Consider the following 24,659-nt stretch of genomic DNA (forward strand, 5'->3'; position numbering starts at 1 on the left):
CTATTCGGCAGCCTGTTTCGGCGCCGGCGGCGCCCAGCGCAGCACCGGGCTACGGGCGGCGGCCGTTTCGTCGAGGCGACGGCGCGGCGACAGGTAAGGCGCGCCGGTGAAACGCTCCTTGTCGTTCGACTTCGCGGCGCGGGCGAGGTCCTTCAGCGTCGCGATGAAAAGATCGACGGCCTGCTTCGATTCGGTTTCCGTCGGCTCGATCAACAACGCCCCGTGCACCACCAGCGGGAAATACATCGTCATCGGGTGGTAGCCCTCGTCGATCATCGCCTTGGCGAAGTCGAGCGTTTCGACGCCGGTGCCCTTCAGGAAGCGATCGTCGAACAGCGCCTCGTGCATGCAGGGGCCCTCGAAGGGCGCCGAAAGATCATCCTTCAGCGAGGCCAGCACATAATTGGCATTCAGCACCGCATCCTCTGCGACCTGGCGCAGCCCGTCCGATCCGTGGCTCATCATGTAGGCCAGCGCGCGCACGAACATGCCCATCTGGCCGTGAAAGGCGGTCATGCGGCCGAAGGGCGTCGTACCATCGGCCTTCGCATCTTCCGCGGTTTCGACCAGACGGAAACCGTCCGCCCCGTGCACCACATAGGGCCGCGGCGCGAATGGCGCCAGCGCTGCAGAGAATACCACCGGTCCCGCGCCCGGACCGCCGCCGCCATGTGGCGTCGAGAACGTCTTGTGCAGATTGATATGCATGGCGTCGATGCCAAGGTCGCCCGGCCGCACACGACCAACAATCGCGTTGAAATTGGCGCCGTCGCAATAGAAATAGGCGCCCGCCTCATGCACGGCATCGGCAATATCGATTATGTCGCGCTCGAAGAGGCCACAGGTATTGGGGTTTGTGAGCATGATCGCCGCAACATCCGGACCGAGCGTCGCCTTGAAAGCGGCAAGATCGACCCTGCCTTCAGTCGTCACCGGAATGGACTCGACCTTGTAGCCAAGTAACGCGGCGGTGGCAGGGTTCGTGCCATGCGCCGATTCCGGCACCAGCACACGGCTGCGCGCTTCGTCCTCGCCGCGCGCGATCAGCGCCGCGCGGATGGCCATCATGCCGCAAAGTTCACCATGTGCGCCTGCTTTGGGCGACAAGGCGACGGCCGGCATGCCGGTCAGTTCCTTCAGCCAATGGGCGAGTGTGTCCATCAACTCCAAGGCGCCCTGTACGGTTTTCATCGGCTGCAATGGATGGATGTCGCCAATACCCGGAAGCCGCGCCATCTTCTCATTCAGGCGCGGATTGTGCTTCATCGTGCAGGAGCCAAGTGGATAGAGCCCGGCGTCGATCGAATAGTTCTTGGCCGAGAGGCGCACGTAGTGGCGCACGATCTCGGGCTCCGAAACGCTCGGCAAGCCAATCCGGCCTTGGCGCTCGAACCCTCCAAGGCGTGCCGTGAAGGGTGTCGGCTCATCAAGATCGACGCCGCACGCCCCCGGATTGTCGAGCTCGAAAACAAGCGCTTCCTCAAGCTGCAGCGCGCGATTGCCCGTGAAGGTTTCGCGCGCCGCACTGCCGCCGACAGCGATAGAAGTCGGTCTTCCCTGCTTGTTCATTCCAGACATCACAGCACCTCCACAAGCGCAGCGGCAAAAGCGGCACGGTCGGCATCGGTATTGACCTCGGTGGAGGCAACAATCAGCAGGTCGTCAAAACCCGCACCCGGCAGCAGACGCGAGACCGGCACGCCGCCGAGCACACCCTTGTCGGCCAGCGCGTCGACCACATCGGCAGCCGATCCGGGCAGGCGCATTGTGAATTCGTTGAAGAATGCCCGATTGAGGATTTCGACGCCCGGCACTTTCGACAACCGCTCGGCCAGGTCGACAGCCGCCGCATGGTTGATCCGCGCCAGGCGCTTGTAGCCTTCCTCGCCAAGCAGCGACATGTGAATGGTGAAGGCGAGGCAGCAAAGGCCTGAATTGGTGCAAATGTTGGAGGTCGCCTTTTCCCGGCGGATATGCTGCTCCCGCGTCGACAGCGTCAGAACGAAGCCGCGCTTGCCGTCAGCGTCGACCGTCTCGCCGCAGAGGCGGCCCGGCATCTGGCGCACGAATTTCTGCCGCGTGGCGAAGAGGCCGACATAGGGCCCGCCGAAATTCAAGCCGTTGCCAATCGATTGGCCCTCGCCGACGACGATGTCGGCTCCCATGTCGCCCGGCGGCGTCACCGCGCCCAACGAAACGATCTCCGGCACCACGGCGATCAGCAACGCGCCTTTGGCATGTGCCGCTTCGGCGATGGGACGCAGATCGACCAGTTCGCCGAAAAAACCCGGCGACTGAACGACGACGCAACTTGTGTCGTCGGCGATGTGAGCGGCGATGTCTTCCGGTCTGCCGGGGAGTGCCGGCGGCATGACGTCAAGTTCATAGTCGGCAAAGTCCGACAGATTTTTTACAACTTCCGCATATTGCGGGTGCAGTGTTCCCGACAGCACCGCCTTTTTGCGCTTGGTGACACGATGCGCCATCAGCACAGCCTCGCCGCAGCCGGTGGAGCCGTCATACATCGAGGCATTGGCAACATCCATGCCGGTGATCATCGCCACCTGGGTCTGGAATTCGAACAGATACTGCAGCGTGCCTTGTGTAATCTCAGGCTGATAGGGCGTGTAGGAGGTCAGGAACTCCGACCGCTGGATCAGATGGTCGACGGACGCCGGCACATGATGCCGATAGGCGCCGGCGCCGACAAAGAACGGGACAGAACCGGCCGAGACGTTTCTTGCCGCCATTTTCGACAGCGCCCGATCGACTTCCATTTCACCTTGCCGGCGCGGCAGGTCGACGAGGCCCGCAAGGCGGGCGCGCTCCGGTACGTCGCGAAAAAGCTCATCGACGCTCTTTGCGCCGATAACGCCGAGCATTTCGCTGCGATCAGTCTCGGTCAGGGGCAGGTAACGCATGATCGCAACGTCCTTTTCGGCGGGGTGGTGCGGGATGACTTGTCGTGACGCGGCGCGCCTGATCAGTGCAGGCCTTCAACGAATTCCTTGTAAGCGTTCTCGTCCATCAGCTTCTCAAATTCGGCCGGGTCCGACATACGCAGCTTTACAAACCAGCCGTCTCCCATCGCGTCTTCGTTGACGCCAGCCGGCGTCGCCTCGATGTCGCTGTTGACGTCGATTACTTCGCCGCTTACCGGCGTGTAGACCTCACTCGCGGCCTTGACGCTCTCGACCACGGCCGCTTCGTCGCCGGCTTCGATGGTCTTGCCGATCTCCGGCAGTTCCACATAGACGACATCACCGAGCTGTTCCTGTGCATAGTCGGTGATTCCGATGGTGGCGATGTCGCCATCCACCCGGACCCATTCGTGCTGATCGGTAAAACGAATATCGCTCATTTGAAGTCCCCTGATCCCTTGCTGAAGGCTATGCTCAATTGCCCCGGTAGAAATGTTTTTCGACAAACGGCATGGCCGCGACATGCGCGGCGCGGCCCTTGCCCCGCACCATCAACTCGACCGCCGTGCCGGCTTTTGCCGAGGCCGTGTCGACATAGCCCATCGCAATGGGCCCGCCGACGCTCGGGCCGTAGCCACCGCTGGTCACAATACCGATCCGATTGCTTCCCGCGAAAATTTCCGTGCCTTCACGCGCCGGCGCCTTGTCTTCCGGCAACAGGCCGACGCGCTTGCGCGGCGCGCCATTTGAGATTTGGTCGAGATTGATTTTTGCGCCGGGAAAGTTCGCCTCGGCGCGGCGACGTTTGCCGATTGCCCAACCAAGCGCGGCTTCAATCGGCGTCGTCGTTTCGTCGATGTCGTGGCCATAGAGGCAAAGCCCTGCCTCGAGACGTAGCGAATCGCGGGCGCCGAGTCCGATGGGCTTCACGTCCGGTTCGGCCAGCAGCTTTTTTGTCAGCGCCGCGGCATCCTTTGCCGGTATCGAAATCTCATAGCCGTCTTCGCCCGTATAGCCCGAGCGGCTGACCATGCAGGGAACGCCGGCAACGCTCAGGTCGCGTGCGGTCATGAAGCTCTGCGTCGCGGCTTCCGATGCGAAACGCGCGAATACCTCCGCGGCCTTCGGACCTTGCAGCGCGATCAACGCCCGATCTTCGAGACGTTCCAGCGCGACGCCCGAGGGAAGATTGGCGGCGATGTGAGCGAAGTCGGCGTCCTTGCAGGCGGCGTTGACGACGAGGAAGAGAACACCATCGGTCAGCGTTCGCGTCACCATCAGGTCGTCGCGGATGCCGCCCTTGTCGTTCAGCAACAATGTGTAGCGGATGGCGCCGGGCGCGAGATCCCGAATGTCACCCGGCGTCAGTGCCTCGACAGCGCGCGCGGTCGTTTCGTGATCCGGCCCTGTAAGGAAAGCCTGCCCCATATGCGACACGTCGAACAGACCTGCCGCCCCACGCGTATGCAGGTGCTCGGCCAAAACGCCATCCGGGTATTGGACCGGCATGTCGTAGCCGGCAAACGGAACCATCTTCGCGCCCAATTCGACATGGAGCGCGTGGAGCGGTGTCGTTTTCAGTTTGTCCGAGGCAACGGCAGGTTCCGACATAGCGCTTCCAGGCTCGTCCTTTGGACGAATACGAATCGAAATGGGTCGCTACATCGGCGAATCGCTTCGCCTGCAGCGCCCCACTCTGTCGCGGTACCTGAGAGATTTCGCGGCGGTCAGTAGATGCCGGTCCGCTTACGCCCGTCGGTGAGTCCGGCAAATCGGTCGCCGGCCTGCTTTCCAGAGATTCATCCCCCTGCGGTCCTTTTTGCCTGAGAGTTTCCGGGGCGGTTGCTCCTTCGGCGCCGGAGCTCGTTGAGCGCTCCGATCTCTTCCGCAGAGTTCATCTGAGTTGAGTGCCGTCGATCATATGGACCACTCGGCGAGAGTCAATCGCGGGCCGGGATCGAATCGACCGAACGCAGCCAAAAATGGGGAGAAATGGTGATTCGTGTGCCTGCGGTCACATCTACCGAATGGGCGTGAACGCCGATCGGCGGTTGTATTCGAGTTGCTCGGCAGAAAGCTGGAAGCCGACCAGGACCTGGTAGATGCGGCCGTCGGCGGCGCCGCCATAGGGCAAGACTGTTCCATCGACTGTCTTGACGAAACGGGCCTGGCGCTGGCCGGCCGGGAAATTCACCGGAATCTGATAGACCTGTTTCTTGTCCAACGTGTCGAAGCGCCGTGTGACGGCCACAAACACGTTGAAGGTGAGATCGCGCGTCGTCGCGGCAGGTCCAAGTTCGGCCACGCCATCAAAGGCAAGATCGACGGTGATGGTCGCATCGCTGGTGTTGTAGGTGCATTTGGAGACAACCCGGCCGATTTCGGCGCGCGCAACGATGTCCGTCAGATCGGTCCCGGCGCCCCTGAGCAGCGTCATGTGGTCGGCTTCATTGAGCACGCCGACCTGCGGACAGGGCAGTTGCGCGGTGCCGCCTTCCTTGTCGCTGCTGCCGAAGGGATTGAGCGAGGAGCAACCACTGAGCGCCAGCGCCGCGACGAGCAACAGGGAAGGTCTGCTAAGTCGTTGCAGCGCAATCGAAAACGGCATCTGATTTCACTCTGTTGTGGCTGGCGCGAGCGGCAGGAGACCGTTCGGCGGCTTTCTTGACTTTCCCGGACGGGGCCCCTCTATTACCGACGAACGGGCACCCGAAAGCCTTGCATTTCATAAGGTTAGGCAAGACAGGCGGGGCGCTCCCGACGGCGCGGAAACTCTATCGGAGCGGTCCCGAAGTCACAAGACGGCACAGCGCGGCACACCAAAAACACCCCCTCTGTCACAAATCTGTCATAAAACTGTCACATGACCGTCCCAAACCCGAAACCGCCCCTCACGCTGCTGCTCGCAAGTCCGCGCGGATTTTGCGCCGGCGTCGACCGCGCCATCCAGATCGTCGAAATGGCGATCGAGAAATTCGGCGCGCCGGTCTATGTGCGACATGAAATCGTGCACAACCGCTTCGTGGTCGAGAGCCTGGAGCGCAAGGGGGCAATTTTCGTCGAGGAACTGGACGAGGTGCCGGCGGGCGCCAAGGTGATTTTTTCGGCACATGGCGTGCCGAAAGCGGTGCCGGCCGAAGCGCAGGCGCGCGACCTCTTTTATCTCGACGCCACCTGCCCGCTGGTCTCCAAGGTGCATGTCGAAGCCGAGCGGCTCTATGAACGCGGCCTCGAAATTTTGCTGATCGGCCATGCCGGCCACCCGGAAGTGATCGGCACGATGGGGCAATTGCCGGAGGGCGCGGTGAGGCTCATCGAAACGGCGGCCGACGCCGAAGCGTTTGAGCCGAAGGACCCGGCGAAGCTCGCCTTTGTGACGCAGACGACGCTGTCGGTCGACGACACGGCCGCGATCGTCGCGGTGCTGCGCCGCCGCTTCCCCGAAATCGCCGGTCCGCACAAGGAAGACATCTGCTATGCGACGACCAACCGGCAGGAGGCGGTGAAGGCGATTGCGCCGCGCGCCGAAGCGATGCTGGTGATCGGCGCGCCCAACTCGTCGAACTCGATGCGGCTTGTCGAAGTGGCCGAGCGGGCGGGCTGCGCTTACGCGGCGCTGGTGCAGCGGGCCGCCGACATCGACTGGGCGGCACTCGGCACGCCCGCGACTGTCGGCCTGACGGCGGGGGCCAGCGCGCCGGAAGTGCTGGTCGACGAGGTGATCGAAGCTTTCCGCCAGCGCTTCGAGGTGACGGTTGAGGATATTCCGGTGCGCCGCGAATCGGTACAGTTCAAGCTGCCGCGCGCGCTGGCGGTCTGACCGGGGGTTTCATGGCCGTCTATACCGAAGTGCCCGACGAGGAACTCGAAATCTTCCTCGCCGCTTACGACATCGGCTCGCTGCTCTCCTACAAGGGCATCGCCGAGGGCGTCGAGAATTCCAACTACATGCTGCATACCGACAAGGGCGCCTATTTCCTGACGCTTTATGAAAAGCGCGTGGCGGCAAGCGACCTGCCCTTCTTTCTCGGGCTGATGAACCATCTGGCCGATCACGGCATCAACTGCCCGACGCCGATCCGCAACCGCCAGGGCGAGATGCTGGGCGAACTTGCCGGGCGGCCCGCCGCCCTGATCAGCTTTCTCGAAGGCGTGCATGTGCGCCGGCCGCAGCCGCGCCATTGCGTGGAAGTGGGCCGGGCGCTTGCCGGCATGCATCTGGCCGGGCGCGATTTCGCGCTGACGCGCCCCAACGCGCTCAATGTCGATGGCTGGGGCCCGCTGTTCGACTCCTGCCGCGACGGCATCGACGGCTTCATGGCCGGTCTCGCGGCCGAACTCGACCGCGAACTCAGCCAGCTTTCGCGCGACTGGCCGCGCGACCTGCCGGCCGGCGTCATTCATGCCGATCTTTTTCCCGACAATGTGTTTTTCATCGGCGACCGGCTGTCGGGCCTGATCGATTTCTACTTCGCCTGCAACGACGCCTTCGCCTATGACCTGGCGATCTGCCTCAATGCCTGGTGTTTCGAAGGCGACGGCGCCTTCAACATCACCAAGGCGCGGGCGCTGCTGCAGGCTTACACGCAGGTGCGGCCGCTCGAAGCGGCGGAACTGGCGACGCTGCCGCTGCTGGCGCGCGGCGCGGCGATGCGCTTCCTGCTGACGCGTCTCTATGACTGGATCAACCATCCGCCAGGCGCCTTCGTGAAACCGAAGAACCCGAAGGAGTACCTCACGCGGTTGCGCTTTCACCGCGGCGTCACCTCGCCGGCCGGTTACGGGCTCGACGGATGAGCGGCGAGACGGTGGACATCTATACGGACGGCGCCTGCTCGGGCAATCCCGGCCCCGGCGGCTGGGGCGCGCTGATGATCTGGAACGGGCACGAGAAGGAGCTCACGGGCGGCGAGCCGGCGACCACCAACAACCGCATGGAACTGATGGCCGCGATCGCGGGCCTCGAAGCGCTGAAGCGCGGCACGCGCGTGCGCATTCACACCGACAGCACCTATGTGAAAGACGGCATCACGAAGTGGATTCACAACTGGAAGAAGAACGGCTGGAAGAACGCGGCCAAGCAGCCGGTCAAGAATGCCGAACTCTGGAAGCGGCTCGAAGCGGCGCTTGAGAGCCATGAGGTGAGCTGGCACTGGGTGAAGGGGCATTCGGACCATCCGGAGAACGACCGCGCCGATGCGCTGGCGCGACAGGGGATGGGGCCGTATTTGGCGGGGAAGTGAGGGGGGTGTGGGGGGGTCGGGTGGTCCGAAGCGGACGGAGCACCCCAGCTACGTCTCGCGCCGGGACAAAGCCGAGGTGGTCGCAAGCAGGAATTCAATTCATTTTTTGAACCTCGCTGCACCGAGTGTGGGACGGAGCTCAAATGGTTCCTCACTTTGATTAGCTATGAGGCCAGTCCGTCAAAAAGAAAAAGGGCCGTCTTCAAAACGGCCCGCTGAAAGCTGAAAATACGTGGTCGACGATTTTAGTCGTCGGACTCCGGTTTATAGACCATGGCAGCTCTCCTTCTGATGCAGCAACAATAACGCCCCCGAGGTTAAGAAAAACCTAGCAGGCCGTGACAAAGCGAAATTGCCACGCGCCGACTCCAGATGCAATTTCTGATGATCAACTTCGCTCCCCAAAAGTGATCCAACGACGCTTTGTCGCAGTGCTGCGGACCCACTCAATGGACCGTAACGGGAACATTTTCCAGAAACGTCGGAACAATAGATTTGTCTTGGCTGACCGCCGCACGCATGGCATTGAGGTCTTCGACCATGGCCTCGCCGTTAACGTTGAGGTAGCGCCAGCAGCTGAAATCCATCTCGCCCGCACTGATCCTGGCTTTTGCTGCCACCAACTCCTTCTCTGCAGCTTCGGCCTGACCCAAAACAATGAGCACCAGCGCGAAGCATTGATGATGGTTCGCGCTTAGCTTGCCCGGCGGCGTCTCCGTCGCAAGGCGCTGGGCTAGCAGCTTGAAAGCCTCGATCGACGGCTTCTTCGCAATACCCCACTCGGCCATCGTCAAGTTGAACTGATCTTGAAGCGAAGCTGGGACCGCACCGGTCTCAACGAGAAGTCTCTTCGCTTGAACGAAATCACCGCTTCCAATGAAAGATAACACCGCCATATTGCGAGCCTCCTGTTGCTGGGAAATACTCAGCATGGGCGATTTAATGCTCTGGACCATTCGGCGGGCCAATGCAGGCAACGCGTCTCGCTGTGTCATGATAAATCTGGAGAGCGTAGCGAGTGTCTTGTACTCTGAATCCGGCCGGTCCAGCGCTTTGTCGACTGCAGTCAGCCAGAAACTGTCTACCCGCAACGCCATCTGTAATGCGGGCACAAGCTCAAAAACCGTCGCGGCCTGAGACGACAGAACCTCGATCAAGTCGGAATGCGCATCGTCCTTGCGACCCGCCATCAGATGTAGGCGAGCGCGGCCTAGGCGTGCTCGATTGACGTCGCTGCCAACCTCGATCGCAGTGCCGAGCGCGCTGAGTTCTTCGTCTTGTTCGCCGATGTACCCGAATACACGCGCCGCCAGAAATGCAATCTCTCCATCGCGTGGATGATTGCGCCGTATGTCGATGGCGTTGGCGCGGATTTCTTCCGGCTTTCCGGGTTTCTGATTTTTACGTGCCCAGTCAAAGGTCGCGGGCATTTGCCTCAATGCGACGAGTGCACCTTCACGGTCACTGAAATTGGCCGCGATAATCGACGTGCGAAGCGTATCGAACTCCTTGGTCAAGCGCGAGCTTGGTCGGGACAATGCAAAAGCGGTTTGCGTCAGTATCTCTAGACTCCCGTAATTATGAATGATCGAAGCTGGTTCACGTTCATAACCAAGCTTCTTTTTTGCCTCCTCCAAGAGGTCACCGAGAATATGCTTCTCATCGTCCAGATCGGGGACATTGGAAGGACAGAAATGCAGCGTGATGGGCTTGGAATTCTTTTTATTTTGGGCGCGAATGCTCTCCACAATTGGCGCCAAGCCGTCAATATTCTGCTCGTTGGGCACAAACATGACAACGACGGCATCAGGCAGCTGGCGCGTGCAGATTCCGCCCACGTCTGTATGGCCTGTCCGGCTATCGATAAGCACGTAATCGAAGCCAGCGCCTTCGTACTGCGCCCACTGTTGCTTGAGATCTTCGAACATCAGAAAGCCCGACTGATGTTCATATAGATCCTGCCAGTCGATCGACTGCAGCGACTCAGAATAGCCGCGGCGGGTGTGATCACCAGCGGGCATGAGCCATAGTGGGTTTCCGTCGACTTCACACTGGGTGATGTACTCGGAAGCGATGGGGGCAACTCCCGTTGTCCGGTAGGAAGTCACATAGTCGACGATGCCACGCCTGCACTCGGTGCCGCGAAAGACTTGGTAGCTGGGAAGTCCTGGTGCTTCGAGATCGAAATCAACCACAAGTACACGGCGTCCGAGCTTGGCGAGCAGAACGGCCACATTGACGAGTGCCATCGTGCGGCCGACGCCGCCTTTGTATGAGTAGAAGGTAACTGTGTACATCAGGCTGCTACTTCTTCCGGAAAAAATCTCAAATCAAACGACCTCGCCCGACGAAGCGTGTCCTGCGAGAAGGTCGTGCGGAAACGCGGCACCGGCCTTGGTTTTGTAACTTTCACATGAGCAGCGTCGAGCGCGCGCAAGGCAGCATCGAGAGCCGCGTTCTGGATAACATTACCGGCTTCCCAGCGTTTGATTGAGGCAATACCGATCCCGGTCAGTTCGGCGAGCCTGGCCTGCGTTAAGCCATTGCGATCACGAAGGGCGCGGATTTCGTCCGGCGTCAGTCGTTCGAGATGACGACACACCGCATCATGCTGCGCCTCTTCGGCGCTCTCGGCGGTATACGTCTCGCCGCATGCGGCGCACTCGATTACGGGGATATCGGCGTTCAGAAGGACTTCGTTTGTACCCTCGCGATATGCGAATTGCTGCGTCCTGATGTGCTGCGTTGCGGCATTCTCGCCGCACAGCGCACAATCTTCCATCGGACCTTGTGCGCTTGGCTGTTGTTCACCCTTCTTCATCTCGGACCCCATTCTGTGCTGACGTGAAAGCTGCGTCCCACGACCTTGCCGCTGACCAGCTGCAGCTTTATGTAAATCTTTTCTCCCGACCAACCGTCGCAGATGATGACGTATCCGGTGCGGCCAAGTGGCTTGTCGAGGGTGATCGTTTCGACATCCACGCCGCCCTCCAACAATTCAGCCACGAACGTCCAGGCATTGTCGGGGGTGAATGCTTCGCCGCTGTCGGGCCGTCTAACGTTTGTCGGTTCCCAGTGGGTCGGGCGGGCGGCGCTGAACACATTGGTTCGCGTCCGCCGCGACCCCGCGAGCAGAATAAGCTGCCGTCTGATATCATTTGATATCGCCACGCGAGGTCTTTCTGTCTCATGTGCGTATTCCTTGACGCCACTTGGTATCATATGATACTTATTTATCAAATGTCAAGGGCTGAGGCCGTGGTCAGGCTGGCTTCCCGTGCGGGACAAACCGTTAAGCCGCGCCACTCGAAAGGACCCCCGACATGATCGAACGGCTTCTACGTTGGGCTGCATCTCGTCAGAAGCAGCGTTGAGGCCAGAAGGGTGATCTGAATGCAACCTCTTTGGATCAAGCGACGGGCACATACGAGGCGTCTCCTGAGGGGCGGATTGACCCACGTGCGGGAAAGCTGGGTGCTCTCGCGACCAGAAATCAAACGGCAGCGGGGGCGCTATCGTCATGACTGCCCATCGTGTGGGACGCCGATCATTAGCGTGAAAATGCCCGCTGGGGGTTGGGCACATTTCGAGGGCGCGAGAGGCCTCGCCCGCATCAAGCATCCCTGCCTACATCGCGGGGAGGGCCTTAGCCAATCTCGGGATGACAAGACGCCTGATCTGTTCGCTGGAAATGGAGAGAAGTGAATGCTTCCGTATAAGAATAGAAACGGGGTTTCAGGAGTAACCCGAAATGCACGACTCGTTCGCCGATGCCGTGCGGCGAAGAGAGAAAGCAATGCACATGCGCGATGACCCCATTCAGGGCAAGGCGATCCGAGAGGCGTTCAAGGTGATCGATCAGAACCGTGAAATGGTTAGGGCTTCGCAGCAACTCATTGATTCCCTCGACGTGAGCCGCGCTGCAAAATCCGTGATGGCAGCCCATGAGGCCCTACACAGAAATTTTCCTCACAAGGAACTTCAGTTGGCAGCAGCGTACATTCACGAGATGACAGCACCCTTTCGGGAACCTGAATTCATTACAGCCACGCGGCAATTGAACCAACGTCTGGAAAGTACCTTGCTGGCCATTCAGCCAGCAATTCTCCCCGCAATAGCCACAGCAAATCAATTGGCGCGAAGTGTCGCGGAGGCGGTCGCGCCATACGAAGGCGCGTTTCGCAATATAGCACTATGGCAGGAGTCGCTCGCGGAGCGGATGATCGCCATGCGATCCACGTGGGCACTTGAATCTCATCTCGAAGTATCGGTGACCGGCTTCGCCCGTCTTGCCCGGCTCAGTGACGCGGTCCATAGCCCGCAACCCTACGGGGAGACTGTTTCTGAGCTCGTCCATGATGAGTTGGGTGAGAGGCGTCTTGGTGACGAGCCATCCGAGCCTCTGGATGCCGATGCTGATGCCATTGCCGGCGGGATGAACGTAGAGCTCATCGCGTTTGCACCGAACACCTACGGCGAAGTGACATTCTCCGCAGGCTTCCGCTTCAGCCTTGCGAAGGTTGAGCCCCCGCGCGCTATTGCAGCGGAAGACCCTGGTGCAGTCTTCGACCCCGTGCACTGGACAATCCTTATAACGCTTGAGAACACGTTGCGCGGGCTTGTCGAAACGGAACTCCGCGCACTTGAGGGGGAGGCATGGCTGAGGCGCCGTGTTCCGGGAGACGTGCACAAAAGGTGGATCGAACGTCAAGAAGAAGACCGCACAGCCGGACGGCCCGTCTTTCCGCTGATCCATTACGCGGATTTCATGGATCTCGCTCAACTCATTTGTCAGAAAAATAACTGGCCTGTGTTTCTCCACGTATTTACGAAAAAGGATGATTTCCGTATTTCGCTGCAGCGTCTGCATCCCGTACGCAAGGCTATTGCCCATGGGAGACCGATTGGGCGCGCTGATACATTGATATTGATCAGCGAAGCGACACGTGTGTTGCGGGCGCTGAAGATCGCGCGACTTCTTCCTAGCTGATGCAATGACCTTTGCCCTGTCACGAAATTCGTTATCGGCGGTCAGATCATTGCCTGTCGACAATGTTGTCGGCGTTAACAGATGGAGTAGAAAATGGCAGACCATGCTTTCAATGAAGGAGATGAAGTTCAGCACAAGACCGGACGCATCAAGATGATCTATATTGGTGAAGGTCGTTCGGGCGAGGCCTTGTGCGAATGGACCGACCCCAGCGGCAAGCCGCAGCGAGATAGCTTTGCTTATCTCGCTCTGAAAAAATACGAAGCCCCCAAACGACGCGCTGTTCTTCTCGGGAGATCATAGAAAAACGGATCGACGGTAGGGCTTTATGGACTCCGACGAGATTGATAAGGATAGCCTTCAGCCGGATGGCAAAAAGAAGGCGGCTCGCGCAGCACTTGGCGCGCTAGGCGGAGCTATCCCGTTTGTAGGCGGATTGCTGTCCGCAGGGGCCGCGTACTGGTCAGAAAGTGAGCAAGAAGACGTCGTCAACGTCCTTAGGCAATGGGTTCAAATGCTGGAGGACGAATTACGTGAAAAGGGCAAAACCATTGCGGAAGTCGTCGCTCGCGTAGATATGCACGATGAAAACGTGCGGCAGAGGATAGAATCTCCCGAGTATCAATCGCTGCTGAAGAAAGTTTTTCGTAACTGGTCATCGGTAGATACAGAGTATAAGCGCCAACGTGTCCGCAATATCTTGGCCAATGCGGCCGCAGCCAAAACCAGTTCCGACGATGTGGTGCGTCTCTTCCTTGACTGGGTAGGCCTTTACTCTGATTTCCATTTCGAAGTTGTAGGCGAAATATATCGGAATCCCGGCATTACCCGAGGGGCCATATGGGACAATCTTGGTAGACCCCAGGTCCGGGAAGATTCCGCCGATGCAGATCTCTTCAAGTTGCTTGTGCGGGATCTCAGTTTCGGAAGCGTAATAAGACAGCACCGCCCTACGGATTACGCTGGGAATTTTTTGCGACAGCAACCCAAACGCTCAAAACCCGGCGAGGCTCCGCGTACAGCAAAATCGGCGTTCGATGAGACCGAACCATACGAGTTGACAGAACTTGGGAAGCAGTTTGTCCACTACGCCATGAACGAGATTACTGCCAAGATTGAGTTCCACGAGGAATAGCAAACTGCGCATCGGGTCCAACGTCCAGGTGACCCGACGGTCCTTTGCCGCGTCGTTCATTTCCTCAACGTCGGCGTCTCGGTCAATGAGTCTTTGTGAAGAGAGACGGCGCGGCTTAAGCCGCGCCTTCTGGATTGCCGGATTAAGTCCGGCAAAGACGAATTGGGGGGTGGCGAATACGGTGACAGGCGCAACGTTCCCTTCCGAGCATGGGATTTGTTGCTCCTGTCACCGTATTGCGCCGTATTGTGGACCTAGTCTTGTGGAGCCAGGTTGTTGTCATGCCGCCCGCCGCCGAGACACACATCCGTCGCGCGACGTCGAGCGATGCGCCCGTGCTTCGGGCGATTCTTTACGAAACGTATGAGAGCACCTGGTTTCCCGCGTTGACGCCCGCTGCCGCTCAGCGGTTCCGCGATGAGGACCGTCCTGGCGCTTACGTCAGGGCGCGGGGCACCGCGTTTTGGGTCGCGGAATGCGATGGGCAGGTCGTCGGCTTCGTGGATTGGGACGCGGATTTCGTGAACGCCCTTCATGTGCGCCCCGGTCACGCGCGAAAGGGTGTGGGCAGCCGCCTGATGGACATGGCGGAGACCGAGATCGCGAGAGCGGGCTTTCCCACTGCGCGCCTGGAGACAGACACGTTCAACGCGCGTTCGCGCGCCTTCTACGCGAAGCGCGGATATCGTGAAGCCGATCAATATCCCGACACTGAATGGAACAGCGGACTCACGACGCTCCTTCTGGTGAAGCCGCTTGGCCAGGCCGGAACAGGGTGACAGGCGCAACGTTCCCTTCCGGGCATGGGAATTGTTGCTCCTGTCAGTGTATTGCAGAGTTTGCCGCATCTGGATTGCTTCGCGTTCGGCGCTCGAAAAGATCCACCTGACCTTTTCGTTTGCTGACGCAAAACGCGCCTCACCCTCGCAATGACGAATTGGGGGATGAACGGAGTGGTGTGCTGCCGGTTATGCGCTGAGCTTCCACGCCTACCCCTCCCCGAAATTCGCTACGCGAATTTCGACCCTCCCTCAGGGGGAGGGTGGGAAGGAAGAGGTTTTTCCTCCCTCGCCCAAATTAAAAGAGCCTCCGTTTCCGGGGGGCTCTTTCCGTTTCGATTCAGCGAGGTGGCACGGAATACGGCGAGACGCTTGTCGGCCGTTCAGACCCGCTCCTTCTCCCTGGGCGCCGAAACGCGGCGGGGCTTTGTTTCCGCTTTGGGCCGGGGCAGGAGACGGAAGCGGGACTGGCACCAGGCGAAATCAACGCCGACATCCAGCAGCGCATCGGAACGCCCGCAGGGGCAGGCAAATTCGAGGACGGCGAGCACACGGTAGGTCTCGCCGGCCTGCAGCGGCACCGGCTGGCCCGTGACATGGTTCGGGGCGGCATTGACGCAAAGAACAATATCGCCGGGTCCGACAGCGTCGCTCATGGCTTCCATCCCTTGTGCGGGGACAAGAATAGACTTCGACCCGCAAGGGGGAAAGGCCGCTTTTGGCGCGGCGCGGCTGTGCGGGGTTGGGCGGATTACTGTTTCCGCCGTTCGCCCGCGCGCGAAATTCGTTCGTCATTGCGCGGTTGGGGAGGCGTGTGTGGCTCACACCGCCTCACAGCGTCATTGCGAGGAGCGAAGCGACGAAGCAACCCAGAAGCGGCAAACTCTGCATGCGCGGCTTCTGGGTTGCTTCGCTTCGCTCGCAATGACGAATTTGGAGAACGTGCCGGGCGCTGCCGCTTAGAGCTGCTTCAGCATGTTTTCGGCGCCGGAGATTTCGGCCTTGCCGCCGGCGGGTTCCATGTTGAGGCTTTTGACGACGCCGTCATCGACCAGCATCGAGTAGCGCGCCGAGCGCATGCCCATGCCGAAGCCGGTGCCGTCGAAGCCGAGACCCAGCGCCTTGGTGAAGTCGCCATTGCCGTCGCCGAGCATCGTCACCTTACCGTCGGCGCCTTGCGACTTGCCCCAGGCGCCCATGACGAAGGCGTCGTTGACCGAGAGGCAGGCGATCTCGTCGACGCCCTTGCCCTTGATCGTTTCGGCGCTCTGGATGAAGCCCGGCAGGTGCTGGTTGGAACAGGTCGGCGTGAAGGCGCCCGGCAGCGCGAAGACGACGATCTTGCGGCCCTTGAAATATTCCGACGTCTTGACCGGCGCCGGGCCCTTGTCGGTCAATTGCATCAGGGTCGCTTCGGGAATGCGGTCTCCAACCTTGATCGTCATGGCTGCCTCCTTGAGGGATTGTTGGGGGGTCACGTTGGGGCGCATTAAAGCGCCAATCGCCGCGGTTCGCCAGCCCCTGCCCGCCTCAGGGCATGGTGTGCCAGGCGATGCGGGCTTCTTCGGGGCCGGCGAAAATGAAGCCCAGTCTTTCGCCTTCCAGCACCGAAGCCGAAAGCGCGCCGACCTCGACGCTGTAGCGCAGCACGTCGCCGACACGGCGGACCGACGGCGTGCCGAACCAGACACCCTCCGGCCCGTCGACAATCAATTGCGGCGCCGGACATCCCGGCGCACAGCCGGTGAACTCGATTTCAAGGACCGGCGCAGCGGCATCGCGCCAGCCGACCGCCACCGCCTGGTCCGCGTCCAGCGGCTGCGGCAGATGCGCGAGCGCGCCGACAAGGCGCATCAGATCGACCGACGGCTCGGCGCGGGCGCCCTCCTCCGCCGGCGGCACGGTCAACGTCAGCGCCGCCTCGCGCGGCACGCAGATCATGTCCGAACAAACGCCATAAGACATGGACAGGCGCAAGATGGCGGGCAGCGTCGCGTCGACCGGCTTCACGCGCAGCGGCCATGTTACCTGGTCGAGATATCCGAAGGTCACATCGCCCGGATCGTCGAAACGGCGCGGCGCCGGCCAGCTCAGATCGATGTCCTCGATATTTTCCGATTCCGACCAGTCGAAGGCCGGGGCGATGCCGCTGTCGCCCGGATGCTTCCAATAGGTTTTCCAGCCGGGTTCAAGCTGCATTTCAACACCGGCTAGAAAAGGCGCGCCGTCATGCGCCGTCACGGCGGCTGACATGCGCACAATCGAGGCGCTGTCGGCCGTGGCGGCAAGGGCGGGCAGCGATGCCGCCAGCGCCAGCGCGCATAGTGCCGTTGTCCATAAAGCCTTCATGCCCGACATTTCCCGGTTTCCGTCCTGCCCGTTTCGGGCCGCTCGCGCCCCTATGCGCGCCATCTTGATTGTTTTATCAAAATATTGCGTGAAAAGAACGACCGCGTTTCATTGCCGAGGCCGGCGGCACATGGCGCGTGACATCACGCGGCCAAGAGGGCAGGATTTCAGCTGTGCCTGCGCGCCACGCGCCAACAGCCGGAGACAGGCTGCCCATGAGCCCGATGTCGTCGGATTTGAGTTGCCAGCCCGAGGAAACCGGGTTCCTCGAAGGCAAGATGCTGATCGCCATGCCATCGATCGGCGATGTCCGCTTCGCGCGCACGCTGATCTATATGTGCGTTCACAATCCCGATGGCGCCATGGGCATCGTCGTCAACAAACCGGCGCCCGACATCACCTTTGCCGATCTTCTCGACCGGCTGTCGATCGATATGCCGCGCAAGGTCGCGGAGATCGACTGCCCCGTTCTTGTGGGCGGGCCGGTCGAAACGGGGCGCGGCTTCGTGCTGCATACGCAAGACTATTTCTCGGAAGAGTCGACCCTGCCCGTCGATGAGGATGTCGGGCTGACGGCGAGTGTCGACATCTTGCGCGCCATGGCGGGCGGCCATGGCCCGCGGCATGCCCTTCTTGCGCTTGGCTATGCCGGCTGGGCGCCCGGCCAGCTCGATGCCGAAATCCAGTCCAATGGCTGGCTCCATTGCGATACGGATTCCGACCTGCTGTTCGGTCTCGACATCGAAACAAAATATCAGAAGGCGCTGGCGAAGCTCGGCGTCGACATTTCACTGCTTTCGGCCGATGCGGGGCACGCCTGAGGCGCGGCGCATCAACGGCGCCAATGACGGGTGATAAAGTCGAGCGCTTCCGAGGCCCGCATCGGCTGGCCAAAATAATAGCCCTGTCCGTAGTCGCAGCCCATATTCGCCAGATCCTGCGCCTGCGTTTCGCTTTCGGTGCCTTCGGCGACCACTTCCATGCCGAGATCATGCGCCAGCGTCACCATCGAGCGGATGATCAGCGGCGTCTCGCGATCGGCCGACATGCCGGCGACAAATGAGCGGTCGATCTTCAAGGTGTCGAACGGGAAGCGCTGCAGGTAACTCAGGCTCGAATAGCCGGTGCCGAAATCATCGAGCGAAAGGCCGGCGCCCAGCGCCTTGAGGCGCGTCAACATCGTCGCGGCGAATTCGGGGTTCTCCATCACCAGCGACTCCGTCACTTCGAGCTTCAGCGATCCGCGTTCGACGTCGATGCGGTTCAGCACGCGCTTCACATCCTCGATCAGATCGTGACGCAGCAACTGACGGCTCGACACGTTGACGCTGGCGAAGAGCGGGCGCTCCATCGGAAACAGTTTCTGCCAGGTCGCCAATTCCTCGCTGGCGGCGCGCAAGGCAAAGCGGCCGATATCGGTGATAATGCCCATCTCTTCGGCCAAAGGCACAAAGCTGTCCGGCATCTGCAGGCCGTCTTTGGGATGGTTCCAGCGGATCAGCGCTTCAAAGCCGCGCACGCCGCCATCGATCAGCGACATGATCGGCTGATAGTAGAGTTCCATCTCCTTGCGTTCGATGGCGTGGCGCAAATCCGTTTCAAGCGTCAAATGATCGTCGGTTTCGGCGCGCATCGCCGGCTCGAACATGTCGATCCGCGCCTTGCCCGAGCGCTTGGCGCGATACATGGCGATTTCGACTTCGGTGAAGAGGTCTTCCGGATTCTCGTGCGCGTCTTCGCAAATGGCGACACCGATCGAGGAGGTCGGGTAGACCTCGTGCCCGGCGACCTCGATCGGCTGGCGCAGAAATTCGCTCGCCTGTTCGGCAAAGGCCAGTGCGTCTTCGCGCTGGGTGCGGGATGTCAGCAGCACGGCAAAGGCGTCGCCGTCGATGCGCGCCACCGTGTCATCCTGCGTGATCAGCGACTCGAGCCGGCGGGCGATGGCGATCAGCAAGGCGTCGCCGCCTGAATGCCCGAGACTGTCATTGACGGTCTTGAAACGGTCGAGGTCGATCAGCAGGATCGCGGCGCGCGGGCGATCGAGCAGGTCCGGCCGGCGAATGGCGCGTTCGAGACGGTCCATGAAGAGGGCGCGATTGGGGAGGCCCGTCAGACTGTCATGCACGCTGTCATGCAGCAGACGTTCCTCGGCATGTTTCCGCGCCGAGATGTCGCGGACCGTGCCGATGCAGCGGGCGGTGCCGGTGTCGGCGGCGGCGACGCAGCTTGCGCTCAGCGCAACCCAGCGGAAAACACCATCCGAATGACGCATCCGGAATTCAAGCGTGAAGGCGACATTGCCGCGATGGAAATAGGCGTTGAGGGCGGTGCGATAGGTTTCACGGTCGGCGGGGTGCATGTGCTCGCGCCAGAGCAGTTCGTTGCCGTCCAGCGTGCCGGCGTCGAGCCCCAACATCGCTTCCACAGAGGGCGATACATAAAGGCGGTCGTTGGTCGCATCCCAGTCCCAGACGCCCATGCGGGCGCCCGACAGGGCAAAGGCATTGCGTTGTTCGCTGCGCAGCGTGCCGAGATCGGCACGGCGCCGTCCGCCCTGTGCGTGATAGGCGGCCGCGAAGGCGAAAAGCGTCAGCGCCGCCGTCAGGAGCCCGCCCGAAAAGGTCGTGCCGACAAACGGCATGGACACCCATCCGGTCGTGTGAAGGGCCGCGACAAGGCCGGCGAAGCCGAACAACACCGCACCCGGGATCAGCAGCTGGGCCGGGCGAACGCCGCGCAGCGCCGCCATGACGACCAGCGGTACGCCGGCAATCACCGCCATCGCCAGGATCCCCCTGACGTAGAAGGCACCGAGCGGCACGCTGAGCAAGGCGAGCGGAATGCCCGCCAGGGATGCGTAGACCATCAGCCGCGCCAGACGCGACGGCCATCGCGCGAGCCGTTCGAGATCGAGAAAAAAGCGTTCCAGCGCGAAGACGGCGGCGGCAAAGAGGGCCAAGGCCGATATGCGCAGCGTCATGTCCCATCGCGGGGCGAGATCGAGGAGCGCGGCGACATAGCCGAACTCCGTCAACAAGAGCAGAAATCCCGTGCCGAGAAGGCCGGCGGTCGCGCGGGCGGCAGAAACGCGCGTCAGGATTGCCAATGCCGAAAGATAGATCGCGAATGCCGCGACGACCGCCAGCATGCCGCCCTCGACCAGCGCCAGCCGCCGCATGAAAGATGTCCATGCATCGGCCTGCCAGAGATAGAGGCTTTCCGGTGCTTCATCGGCATGCAGGGCCACCGTGATGCTGGTTTCGGCGCTCGCGGAAACCGCAAAGACCGAGAAGCCGCGCCGCTGGTCGCCGGTTACCGGCACCGGGTCTTCGCCGCCCGCCGTCACGACGCGGTCGATGGCGTTGCGCGGCAACGGCCAGAAGAGGTTGCCCAGGCCGCGGCCACGTTCGTCGGCGACCAGATAGCGATGCACAGGCTCGTCCGACCGGTTGCGCAATGCGACAGCGATCCAGGTGCCGCTCGCGCCGTCGCCGTCGGAAATGACAATGGCGCCCTCTGCAAGCGCGCCTTCATCGATGCCGGCCGCTTCCTCTTCGAACTCGCTGGCGATTTCGGATGTGCCGGCCGTCGGCGGTTCGATCGTCAGCCGCCGACCGGCGGCCTCATAGCGCTCGACATGGGGGGTCAAATCAACCACCGGGGCCCGGTCGTCGAGCGCCACGGCATCGAGCGCCTGCACCGTTCCCGGCAGCGCGGTGGCGACCGCCAAAGCGATTACCGCAAGCACGCCGCGAATGCGCGCTTTCATCGAGGCCCCTCGCCGCATTGGCCGATCTCTCCCCTTTAAAATCACCGGCGCGGATCGTCGCGCAAAATGGCAAACACGACGTGATCTCGCCACATGCCGTTGATGCGGAGATAGCCCCGCGCGTGGCCCTCCTCGGTGAAGCCGCATTTGCGCAACACCGCGCGGGACCTTTCATTCTCGGGCAGGCAGGCTGCTTGCAGTCTGTGCAATTTCAGTTCCTCAAACACATATGGGATCAGCGCCCGCACCGCCGCCGTTACATAGCCCTGCCCCGCATATTTCTCACCTGCCCAGTAGCCCAACGAACATGACTGCTGGACCCCGCGCTGGACGCCGGACAAGGTGCATCCACCGACAAGGGCCTCATCCTGCTCGCGAAAGATGAAGAAGGGGTAGGCATGGTCCTCCCGAATCTCGCGCACATAGCGGCGGAGGCGGCGGCGATAGGCCGTTCTGGTCAGGTCGTCCTGCGCCCAGGTCGGCTCCCATGGCGTCAGGAAATCGCGGCTATCGGCACGCAAGGCCGCCCAGGCGGAATGGTCGCCAGGTTGCGGCGCGCGCAGATATACGCCCTGACCCAGAATGAGCGGCGTGGTCTCCGGCTTCGTGATCGAACGAAGAAATGCCATGGCCGGACGCGCCTCCCGATCGCGACCTCAACTGGCAAATCTTGCCGCGATCCGGTCATAGGATTCAAGTCCGCCGTCCTTGCCAGCGAGCGGGCCGATGGCCGAAAGGGCCAGTTTCTTGCTGCCCAAAAGGCGATCGGCGTAGCGGCGCACGGCGGCGGCATCGACAGCTTCGACGCGCTCGATCAGCTCGCCGATCGGCAAGACCCGACCGTGGACCGTGAACTGGCGGGCAATCTGCTCGGCACGCGAGGATGAGCTTTCAAGCCCCATCATCAAGCCGGCCTTGATCTGGGCGCGGGCGCGGGCCACTTCATCTTCGCTCGCGTCTTCGCCGAGGCGTCCGATTTCACCCGACAGCACCGGCACCAGTTCGGCGACATCGTCCGGCGACGTGCCCGCATAGACGCCGAAGACGCCGGTGTCGGCAAAGGACCAGGAGAAAGCGAAGATCGAATAGCAGAGACCGCGCTTCTCGCGGACCTCCTGGAACAGGCGGGACGACATGCCGCCGCCCAGCACGCCGGAAAAGACCTGGGCGGTGTAGTAATCAGGATCCGAATAGGTCGGCCCCTCGAAGGCAAGCGCCAGATGGGCCTGTTCGAGGTCCCGCTCGATCCGGCGCTCACCGCCGGCAAAGCGCGCCGGTTCCACGCCATTGGTGCCGCGGCTCGGCAAGGCGCCGAAACGCTCGCGGGCCAGCGCGACCAAAGCTCCGTGGTCAATGCCACCGGCACCCGCCAGCACCATGCCCGGCGCCAGATAGCGCTGGCTCATATAGCCTTGCAGAGCGTCGCGGCCGAAGCCCGACACCGTGTCGATCGTGCCGAGAATCGAACGGCCAAGCGGCTGGTCCGGATAGGCGGCTTCGAGCAAATGATCGAAAACCATGTCGTCAGGCGTGTCGTGCGCCTGGCCGATTTCGGAAATGATGACGCCGCGCTCGCGCTCGACCTCCTGCGGGTCGAAAACCGAATGCTGCAGGATGTCGGCCAGGATATCGACGGCAAGCGGCAGGTCCTGCTTCAGCACCCGGGCATAATAGGCCGTCGCTTCATGCGTCGTGTGGGCGTTGAGATAACCGCCCACCGTCTCGATTTCCTCGGCAATGGCCAGCGCCGAACGCCGCTCCGTGCCCTTGAAAGCCATATGCTCCAGCATGTGCGAGACGCCGTGTTCGGGCTTGGCCTCATGGCGCGCGCCGGTATTGACCCAGACACCGACCGACGTCGTTTCAAGATGCGGCATGCTGTCGGTGACAACGGTCAGGCCGTTTTCCAGCTTGGTCACTTCAGTGGACATGGGCGGACTCCTTCAGCGGTTACGCAGTAACGGAGCGGGCGCGTTCGCGGATGAACGCTTCGACCGCATTGATATCGTTGGGCAGCACCGACAGGCGCTCTTCCCGTGTGAACAGGTCGGCCATGGCCGGCGGCAGCGCCGGGCGAATGCCGGACGCTGCCTCAACGGCGTCTGGAAACTTTGCCGGATGGGCGGTCGCCAGCGTCACCATCGGGGTGCCCGCATCACCGCGCAGCTTTGCCGCGACGGCAAGACCCACCGCCGTATGAGGGTCAACCAACTCCCCGGACGCCTTCAGCGTGGCGGCGATGGTTGCCAGCGTCTCCTTTTCATCGGCACGCGCGGCGCCGAACATGGCGCGGATCGCATCGAGCCTTACAGCGTCGATCTCGAACCCCCCCGATTGTGCGAGGCTCTGCATCAGGCGCGTTACTGCGGCGCCATCATGTCCATAGGCGTCGTGGATCAGGCGCTCGAAATTCGACGAGACCTGGATGTCCATGCTGGGACTAATGGTCGGCACCACAGTGCCCGTTTCGTAGCGGCCGGTTTCAAGCGCACGCGCCAGGATGTCGTTGACATTGGTCGCCACGATCAGCCGCGCCACCGGCAGGCCCATGCGGGCGGCCGCATAGCCGGCAAAAATGTCGCCGAAATTGCCGGTCGGCACCGAGTAGGCGACCGGCCGCGCAGGCGCGCCAAGCGCCACAGCGCTGGTGAAATAATAGACGATCTGGGCCATGACGCGGCCCCAATTGATCGAATTGACGCCCGCCAGCGAAACCTCGTCGCGGAAGCGATGGTCGTTGAACATCGCCTTGACCAAGGCCTGGCAGTCGTCGAACGAACCTTCGATGGCGATGTTGTGGACATTGGCGTCGAGCACGGTCGTCATCTGGCGGCGCTGCACCTCGGAGACGCGGCCCTTGGGATGCAGGATGAAGATGTCGGTGGTGTCGCGGCCCTTGAAGGCTTCGATGGCGGCCGAGCCCGTATCGCCGGATGTGGCGCCGACAACGGTGATGCGCCGGCCGCGTGCCGCCAGCACATGATCGAACAGACGCGCGAGAATCTGCATCGCGACATCCTTGAATGCCAGTGTGGGCCCGTGGAACAACTCAAGCAGCCAGTCGCCGGGTCCAATTTGCACCAGCGGCACAATTGACCGGTGATGGAAGCTCGCATAGGCCTCCGCGAGCATGTCCTGAAGCGCCTTGTCGTCGATCGAGGGGCCGATATAGGGCCGCATGACGCGGAAGGCGACCTCCTCGTAGGGCAAACCGGCAAAGGCCCTGATCTTGCGTTCACTCAGTTGCGGCCATTCCGCCGGCACATAAAGGCCGCCGTCGCGGGCAAGCCCGGCGAGCAAAGCATCCTCGAAATCAAGCTCCGGAGCGGCGCCCCGCGTGCTGACGTACTTCACCATAATCTCCTGGGGTGCCAGCGCGAAAGAGGCTCGCGGGCCGGTTGGGGCTACCCTATCCGGCCCCGGCGCGGGAGGCAATTGCCCAGAACGGGGAGCGACGAAATTGCCCTGGA

At 61.6% G+C, this 24,659-nt stretch carries 23 protein-coding genes and 1 riboswitch; of the genes, 8 read left to right on the top strand and 15 right to left on the bottom strand.

Annotated elements, in window-relative coordinates; all coding sequences use genetic code 11:
- The 5 genes from gcvPB to Q7V31_RS07400 form a co-directional block, all read right to left on the bottom strand.
- Positions 1–1,569, bottom strand: a complete 1,569-nt coding sequence (gcvPB, locus tag Q7V31_RS07380; protein ID WP_304733962.1) for an aminomethyl-transferring glycine dehydrogenase subunit GcvPB — start codon at positions 1,567–1,569, stop codon at positions 1–3.
- 8 nt (positions 1,570–1,577) lie between these two features.
- Complete coding sequence (gene gcvPA / locus Q7V31_RS07385; RefSeq protein WP_304733387.1) at positions 1,578–2,921, bottom strand: aminomethyl-transferring glycine dehydrogenase subunit GcvPA; 1,344 nt, start codon at positions 2,919–2,921, stop codon at positions 1,578–1,580.
- 62 nt (positions 2,922–2,983) lie between these two features.
- Positions 2,984–3,361, bottom strand: coding sequence for a glycine cleavage system protein GcvH (gcvH, locus tag Q7V31_RS07390; RefSeq protein ID WP_304733388.1), 378 nt, complete (start codon positions 3,359–3,361; stop codon positions 2,984–2,986).
- Positions 3,362–3,395: 34 nt separating this feature from the next.
- A complete protein-coding gene (gene gcvT, locus Q7V31_RS07395; protein WP_304733389.1) occupies positions 3,396–4,532 on the bottom strand; it encodes a glycine cleavage system aminomethyltransferase GcvT in 1,137 nt (378 codons plus the stop codon).
- Between the two features lie 189 nt (positions 4,533–4,721).
- Positions 4,722–4,819: riboswitch (glycine riboswitch) on the bottom strand.
- A gap of 122 nt (positions 4,820–4,941) precedes the next feature.
- Positions 4,942–5,529 (bottom strand): hypothetical protein, encoded by a 588-nt coding sequence (locus tag Q7V31_RS07400; RefSeq protein ID WP_304733390.1) that lies wholly within the window; start codon positions 5,527–5,529, stop codon positions 4,942–4,944.
- A gap of 255 nt (positions 5,530–5,784) precedes the next feature.
- On the opposite strand from Q7V31_RS07400, the gene ispH reads away from it, so the two are divergent.
- Genes ispH through rnhA form a run of 3 tightly spaced genes read left to right on the top strand, consistent with a single transcriptional unit; the run spans position 5,785 to position 8,164 of the window.
- Positions 5,785–6,741: a 4-hydroxy-3-methylbut-2-enyl diphosphate reductase gene (gene ispH, locus Q7V31_RS07405; RefSeq protein WP_304733391.1), complete on the top strand. Its 957-nt coding sequence runs from the start codon at positions 5,785–5,787 to the stop codon at positions 6,739–6,741.
- 11 nt (positions 6,742–6,752) lie between these two features.
- The gene (locus Q7V31_RS07410) at positions 6,753–7,718 is read left to right on the top strand and encodes a homoserine kinase (protein ID WP_304733392.1); all 966 of its coding nucleotides are present in this window, start codon (positions 6,753–6,755) and stop codon (positions 7,716–7,718) included.
- The gene (gene rnhA, locus Q7V31_RS07415; protein WP_304733393.1) at positions 7,715–8,164 is read left to right on the top strand and encodes a ribonuclease HI; all 450 of its coding nucleotides are present in this window, start codon (positions 7,715–7,717) and stop codon (positions 8,162–8,164) included. Before Q7V31_RS07410 ends, rnhA begins: the two co-directional genes overlap by 4 nt.
- Positions 8,165–8,610: 446 nt before the next feature.
- On the opposite strand, the gene Q7V31_RS07420 is transcribed toward rnhA, so the two are convergent.
- From Q7V31_RS07420 to Q7V31_RS07430, 3 genes are read right to left on the bottom strand one after another with little or no spacing between them, the layout of a single operon-like run.
- Entirely contained in the window at positions 8,611–10,461 is a 1,851-nt protein-coding gene (locus Q7V31_RS07420) for a KGGVGR-motif variant AAA ATPase (protein ID WP_304733394.1), read from the bottom strand.
- On the bottom strand, positions 10,461–10,985 hold the full coding sequence (locus Q7V31_RS07425; protein WP_304733395.1) for a type II TA system antitoxin MqsA family protein: 525 nt from the start codon (positions 10,983–10,985) through the stop codon (positions 10,461–10,463). The genes Q7V31_RS07420 and Q7V31_RS07425 overlap by 1 nt, the downstream gene beginning before the upstream one ends.
- A complete protein-coding gene (locus Q7V31_RS07430) occupies positions 10,982–11,266 on the bottom strand; it encodes a hypothetical protein (protein ID WP_304733396.1) in 285 nt (94 codons plus the stop codon). The genes Q7V31_RS07425 and Q7V31_RS07430 overlap by 4 nt, the downstream gene beginning before the upstream one ends.
- Before the next feature lie 649 nt (positions 11,267–11,915).
- On the opposite strand from Q7V31_RS07430, the gene Q7V31_RS07435 reads away from it, so the two are divergent.
- The 4 genes from Q7V31_RS07435 to Q7V31_RS07450 all read left to right on the top strand — a co-directional run bounded on the left by Q7V31_RS07435 (position 11,916) and on the right by Q7V31_RS07450 (position 15,068).
- On the top strand, positions 11,916–13,154 hold the full coding sequence (locus tag Q7V31_RS07435; RefSeq protein ID WP_304733397.1) for a Swt1 family HEPN domain-containing protein: 1,239 nt from the start codon (positions 11,916–11,918) through the stop codon (positions 13,152–13,154).
- A gap of 93 nt (positions 13,155–13,247) precedes the next feature.
- A complete protein-coding gene (locus tag Q7V31_RS07440; protein ID WP_304733398.1) occupies positions 13,248–13,457 on the top strand; it encodes a hypothetical protein in 210 nt (69 codons plus the stop codon).
- 25 nt (positions 13,458–13,482) lie between these two features.
- The gene (locus tag Q7V31_RS07445) at positions 13,483–14,289 is read left to right on the top strand and encodes a hypothetical protein (RefSeq protein WP_304733400.1); all 807 of its coding nucleotides are present in this window, start codon (positions 13,483–13,485) and stop codon (positions 14,287–14,289) included.
- A 281-nt stretch (positions 14,290–14,570) separates the two neighbouring features.
- Positions 14,571–15,068, top strand: coding sequence for a GNAT family N-acetyltransferase (locus Q7V31_RS07450; RefSeq protein WP_304733401.1), 498 nt, complete (start codon positions 14,571–14,573; stop codon positions 15,066–15,068).
- Positions 15,069–15,451: 383 nt separating this feature from the next.
- Here the strand turns inward: Q7V31_RS07450 and Q7V31_RS07455 are convergent, their stop codons facing one another.
- The 3 genes from Q7V31_RS07455 to Q7V31_RS07465 form a co-directional block, all read right to left on the bottom strand.
- Positions 15,452–15,724 carry a hypothetical protein gene (locus Q7V31_RS07455; RefSeq protein WP_304733402.1) on the bottom strand — a complete coding sequence of 91 codons (273 nt, stop codon included), beginning with the start codon at positions 15,722–15,724 and terminating at the stop codon, positions 15,452–15,454.
- A gap of 303 nt (positions 15,725–16,027) precedes the next feature.
- On the bottom strand, positions 16,028–16,513 hold the full coding sequence (locus Q7V31_RS07460; RefSeq protein WP_304733403.1) for a peroxiredoxin: 486 nt from the start codon (positions 16,511–16,513) through the stop codon (positions 16,028–16,030).
- An 85-nt stretch (positions 16,514–16,598) separates the two neighbouring features.
- Complete coding sequence (locus Q7V31_RS07465; protein ID WP_304733404.1) at positions 16,599–17,417, bottom strand: protein-disulfide reductase DsbD domain-containing protein; 819 nt, start codon at positions 17,415–17,417, stop codon at positions 16,599–16,601.
- Between the two features lie 215 nt (positions 17,418–17,632).
- On the opposite strand from Q7V31_RS07465, the gene Q7V31_RS07470 reads away from it, so the two are divergent.
- Positions 17,633–18,238 (top strand): YqgE/AlgH family protein, encoded by a 606-nt coding sequence (locus Q7V31_RS07470; RefSeq protein ID WP_304733405.1) that lies wholly within the window; start codon positions 17,633–17,635, stop codon positions 18,236–18,238.
- A gap of 11 nt (positions 18,239–18,249) precedes the next feature.
- On the opposite strand, the gene Q7V31_RS07475 is transcribed toward Q7V31_RS07470, so the two are convergent.
- The 4 genes from Q7V31_RS07475 to thrC are packed head-to-tail and all read right to left on the bottom strand — an operon-like array spanning position 18,250 to position 24,543.
- A complete protein-coding gene (locus tag Q7V31_RS07475) occupies positions 18,250–21,189 on the bottom strand; it encodes a bifunctional diguanylate cyclase/phosphodiesterase (RefSeq protein WP_304733406.1) in 2,940 nt (979 codons plus the stop codon).
- Positions 21,190–21,230: 41 nt separating this feature from the next.
- Positions 21,231–21,818 carry a GNAT family N-acetyltransferase gene (locus Q7V31_RS07480; protein WP_304733407.1) on the bottom strand — a complete coding sequence of 196 codons (588 nt, stop codon included), beginning with the start codon at positions 21,816–21,818 and terminating at the stop codon, positions 21,231–21,233.
- A gap of 27 nt (positions 21,819–21,845) precedes the next feature.
- Positions 21,846–23,120, bottom strand: coding sequence for a pitrilysin family protein (locus Q7V31_RS07485; RefSeq protein WP_304733408.1), 1,275 nt, complete (start codon positions 23,118–23,120; stop codon positions 21,846–21,848).
- Positions 23,121–23,139: 19 nt separating this feature from the next.
- Complete coding sequence (thrC, locus tag Q7V31_RS07490; protein WP_304733409.1) at positions 23,140–24,543, bottom strand: threonine synthase; 1,404 nt, start codon at positions 24,541–24,543, stop codon at positions 23,140–23,142.
- Between the last annotated feature and the right edge of the window lie 116 nt (positions 24,544–24,659).

It is taken from the genome of Parvibaculum sp., from assembly GCF_030651915.1.
Lineage (GTDB): Bacteria > Pseudomonadota > Alphaproteobacteria > Parvibaculales > Parvibaculaceae > Parvibaculum.

Bases quoted from the DNA above. Each gene is read 5' to 3' on its own strand.
- Q7V31_RS07460 (WP_304733403.1), bottom strand. From the start codon at position 16,513: ATGACGATCAAGGTTGGAGACCGCATTCCCGAAGCGACCCTGATGCAA.
- gcvPB (WP_304733962.1), bottom strand. From the start codon at position 1,569: ATGAACAAGCAGGGAAGACCGACTTCTATCGCTGTCGGCGGCAGTGCG.
- rnhA (WP_304733393.1), top strand. From the start codon at position 7,715: ATGAGCGGCGAGACGGTGGACATCTATACGGACGGCGCCTGCTCGGGC.
- Q7V31_RS07420 (WP_304733394.1), bottom strand. From the start codon at position 10,461: ATGTACACAGTTACCTTCTACTCATACAAAGGCGGCGTCGGCCGCACG.
- Q7V31_RS07465 (WP_304733404.1), bottom strand. From the start codon at position 17,417: ATGAAGGCTTTATGGACAACGGCACTATGCGCGCTGGCGCTGGCGGCA.
- Q7V31_RS07455 (WP_304733402.1), bottom strand. From the start codon at position 15,724: ATGAGCGACGCTGTCGGACCCGGCGATATTGTTCTTTGCGTCAATGCC.
- Q7V31_RS07450 (WP_304733401.1), top strand. From the start codon at position 14,571: ATGCCGCCCGCCGCCGAGACACACATCCGTCGCGCGACGTCGAGCGAT.
- Q7V31_RS07425 (WP_304733395.1), bottom strand. From the start codon at position 10,985: ATGAAGAAGGGTGAACAACAGCCAAGCGCACAAGGTCCGATGGAAGAT.
- Q7V31_RS07480 (WP_304733407.1), bottom strand. From the start codon at position 21,818: ATGGCATTTCTTCGTTCGATCACGAAGCCGGAGACCACGCCGCTCATT.
- ispH (WP_304733391.1), top strand. From the start codon at position 5,785: ATGACCGTCCCAAACCCGAAACCGCCCCTCACGCTGCTGCTCGCAAGT.
- Q7V31_RS07440 (WP_304733398.1), top strand. From the start codon at position 13,248: ATGGCAGACCATGCTTTCAATGAAGGAGATGAAGTTCAGCACAAGACC.
- Q7V31_RS07485 (WP_304733408.1), bottom strand. From the start codon at position 23,120: ATGTCCACTGAAGTGACCAAGCTGGAAAACGGCCTGACCGTTGTCACC.
- Q7V31_RS07410 (WP_304733392.1), top strand. From the start codon at position 6,753: ATGGCCGTCTATACCGAAGTGCCCGACGAGGAACTCGAAATCTTCCTC.
- Q7V31_RS07475 (WP_304733406.1), bottom strand. From the start codon at position 21,189: ATGAAAGCGCGCATTCGCGGCGTGCTTGCGGTAATCGCTTTGGCGGTC.
- gcvPA (WP_304733387.1), bottom strand. From the start codon at position 2,921: ATGCGTTACCTGCCCCTGACCGAGACTGATCGCAGCGAAATGCTCGGC.
- Q7V31_RS07445 (WP_304733400.1), top strand. From the start codon at position 13,483: ATGGACTCCGACGAGATTGATAAGGATAGCCTTCAGCCGGATGGCAAA.
- gcvH (WP_304733388.1), bottom strand. From the start codon at position 3,361: ATGAGCGATATTCGTTTTACCGATCAGCACGAATGGGTCCGGGTGGAT.
- gcvT (WP_304733389.1), bottom strand. From the start codon at position 4,532: ATGTCGGAACCTGCCGTTGCCTCGGACAAACTGAAAACGACACCGCTC.
- Q7V31_RS07470 (WP_304733405.1), top strand. From the start codon at position 17,633: ATGAGCCCGATGTCGTCGGATTTGAGTTGCCAGCCCGAGGAAACCGGG.
- Q7V31_RS07435 (WP_304733397.1), top strand. From the start codon at position 11,916: ATGCACGACTCGTTCGCCGATGCCGTGCGGCGAAGAGAGAAAGCAATG.
- Q7V31_RS07400 (WP_304733390.1), bottom strand. From the start codon at position 5,529: ATGCCGTTTTCGATTGCGCTGCAACGACTTAGCAGACCTTCCCTGTTG.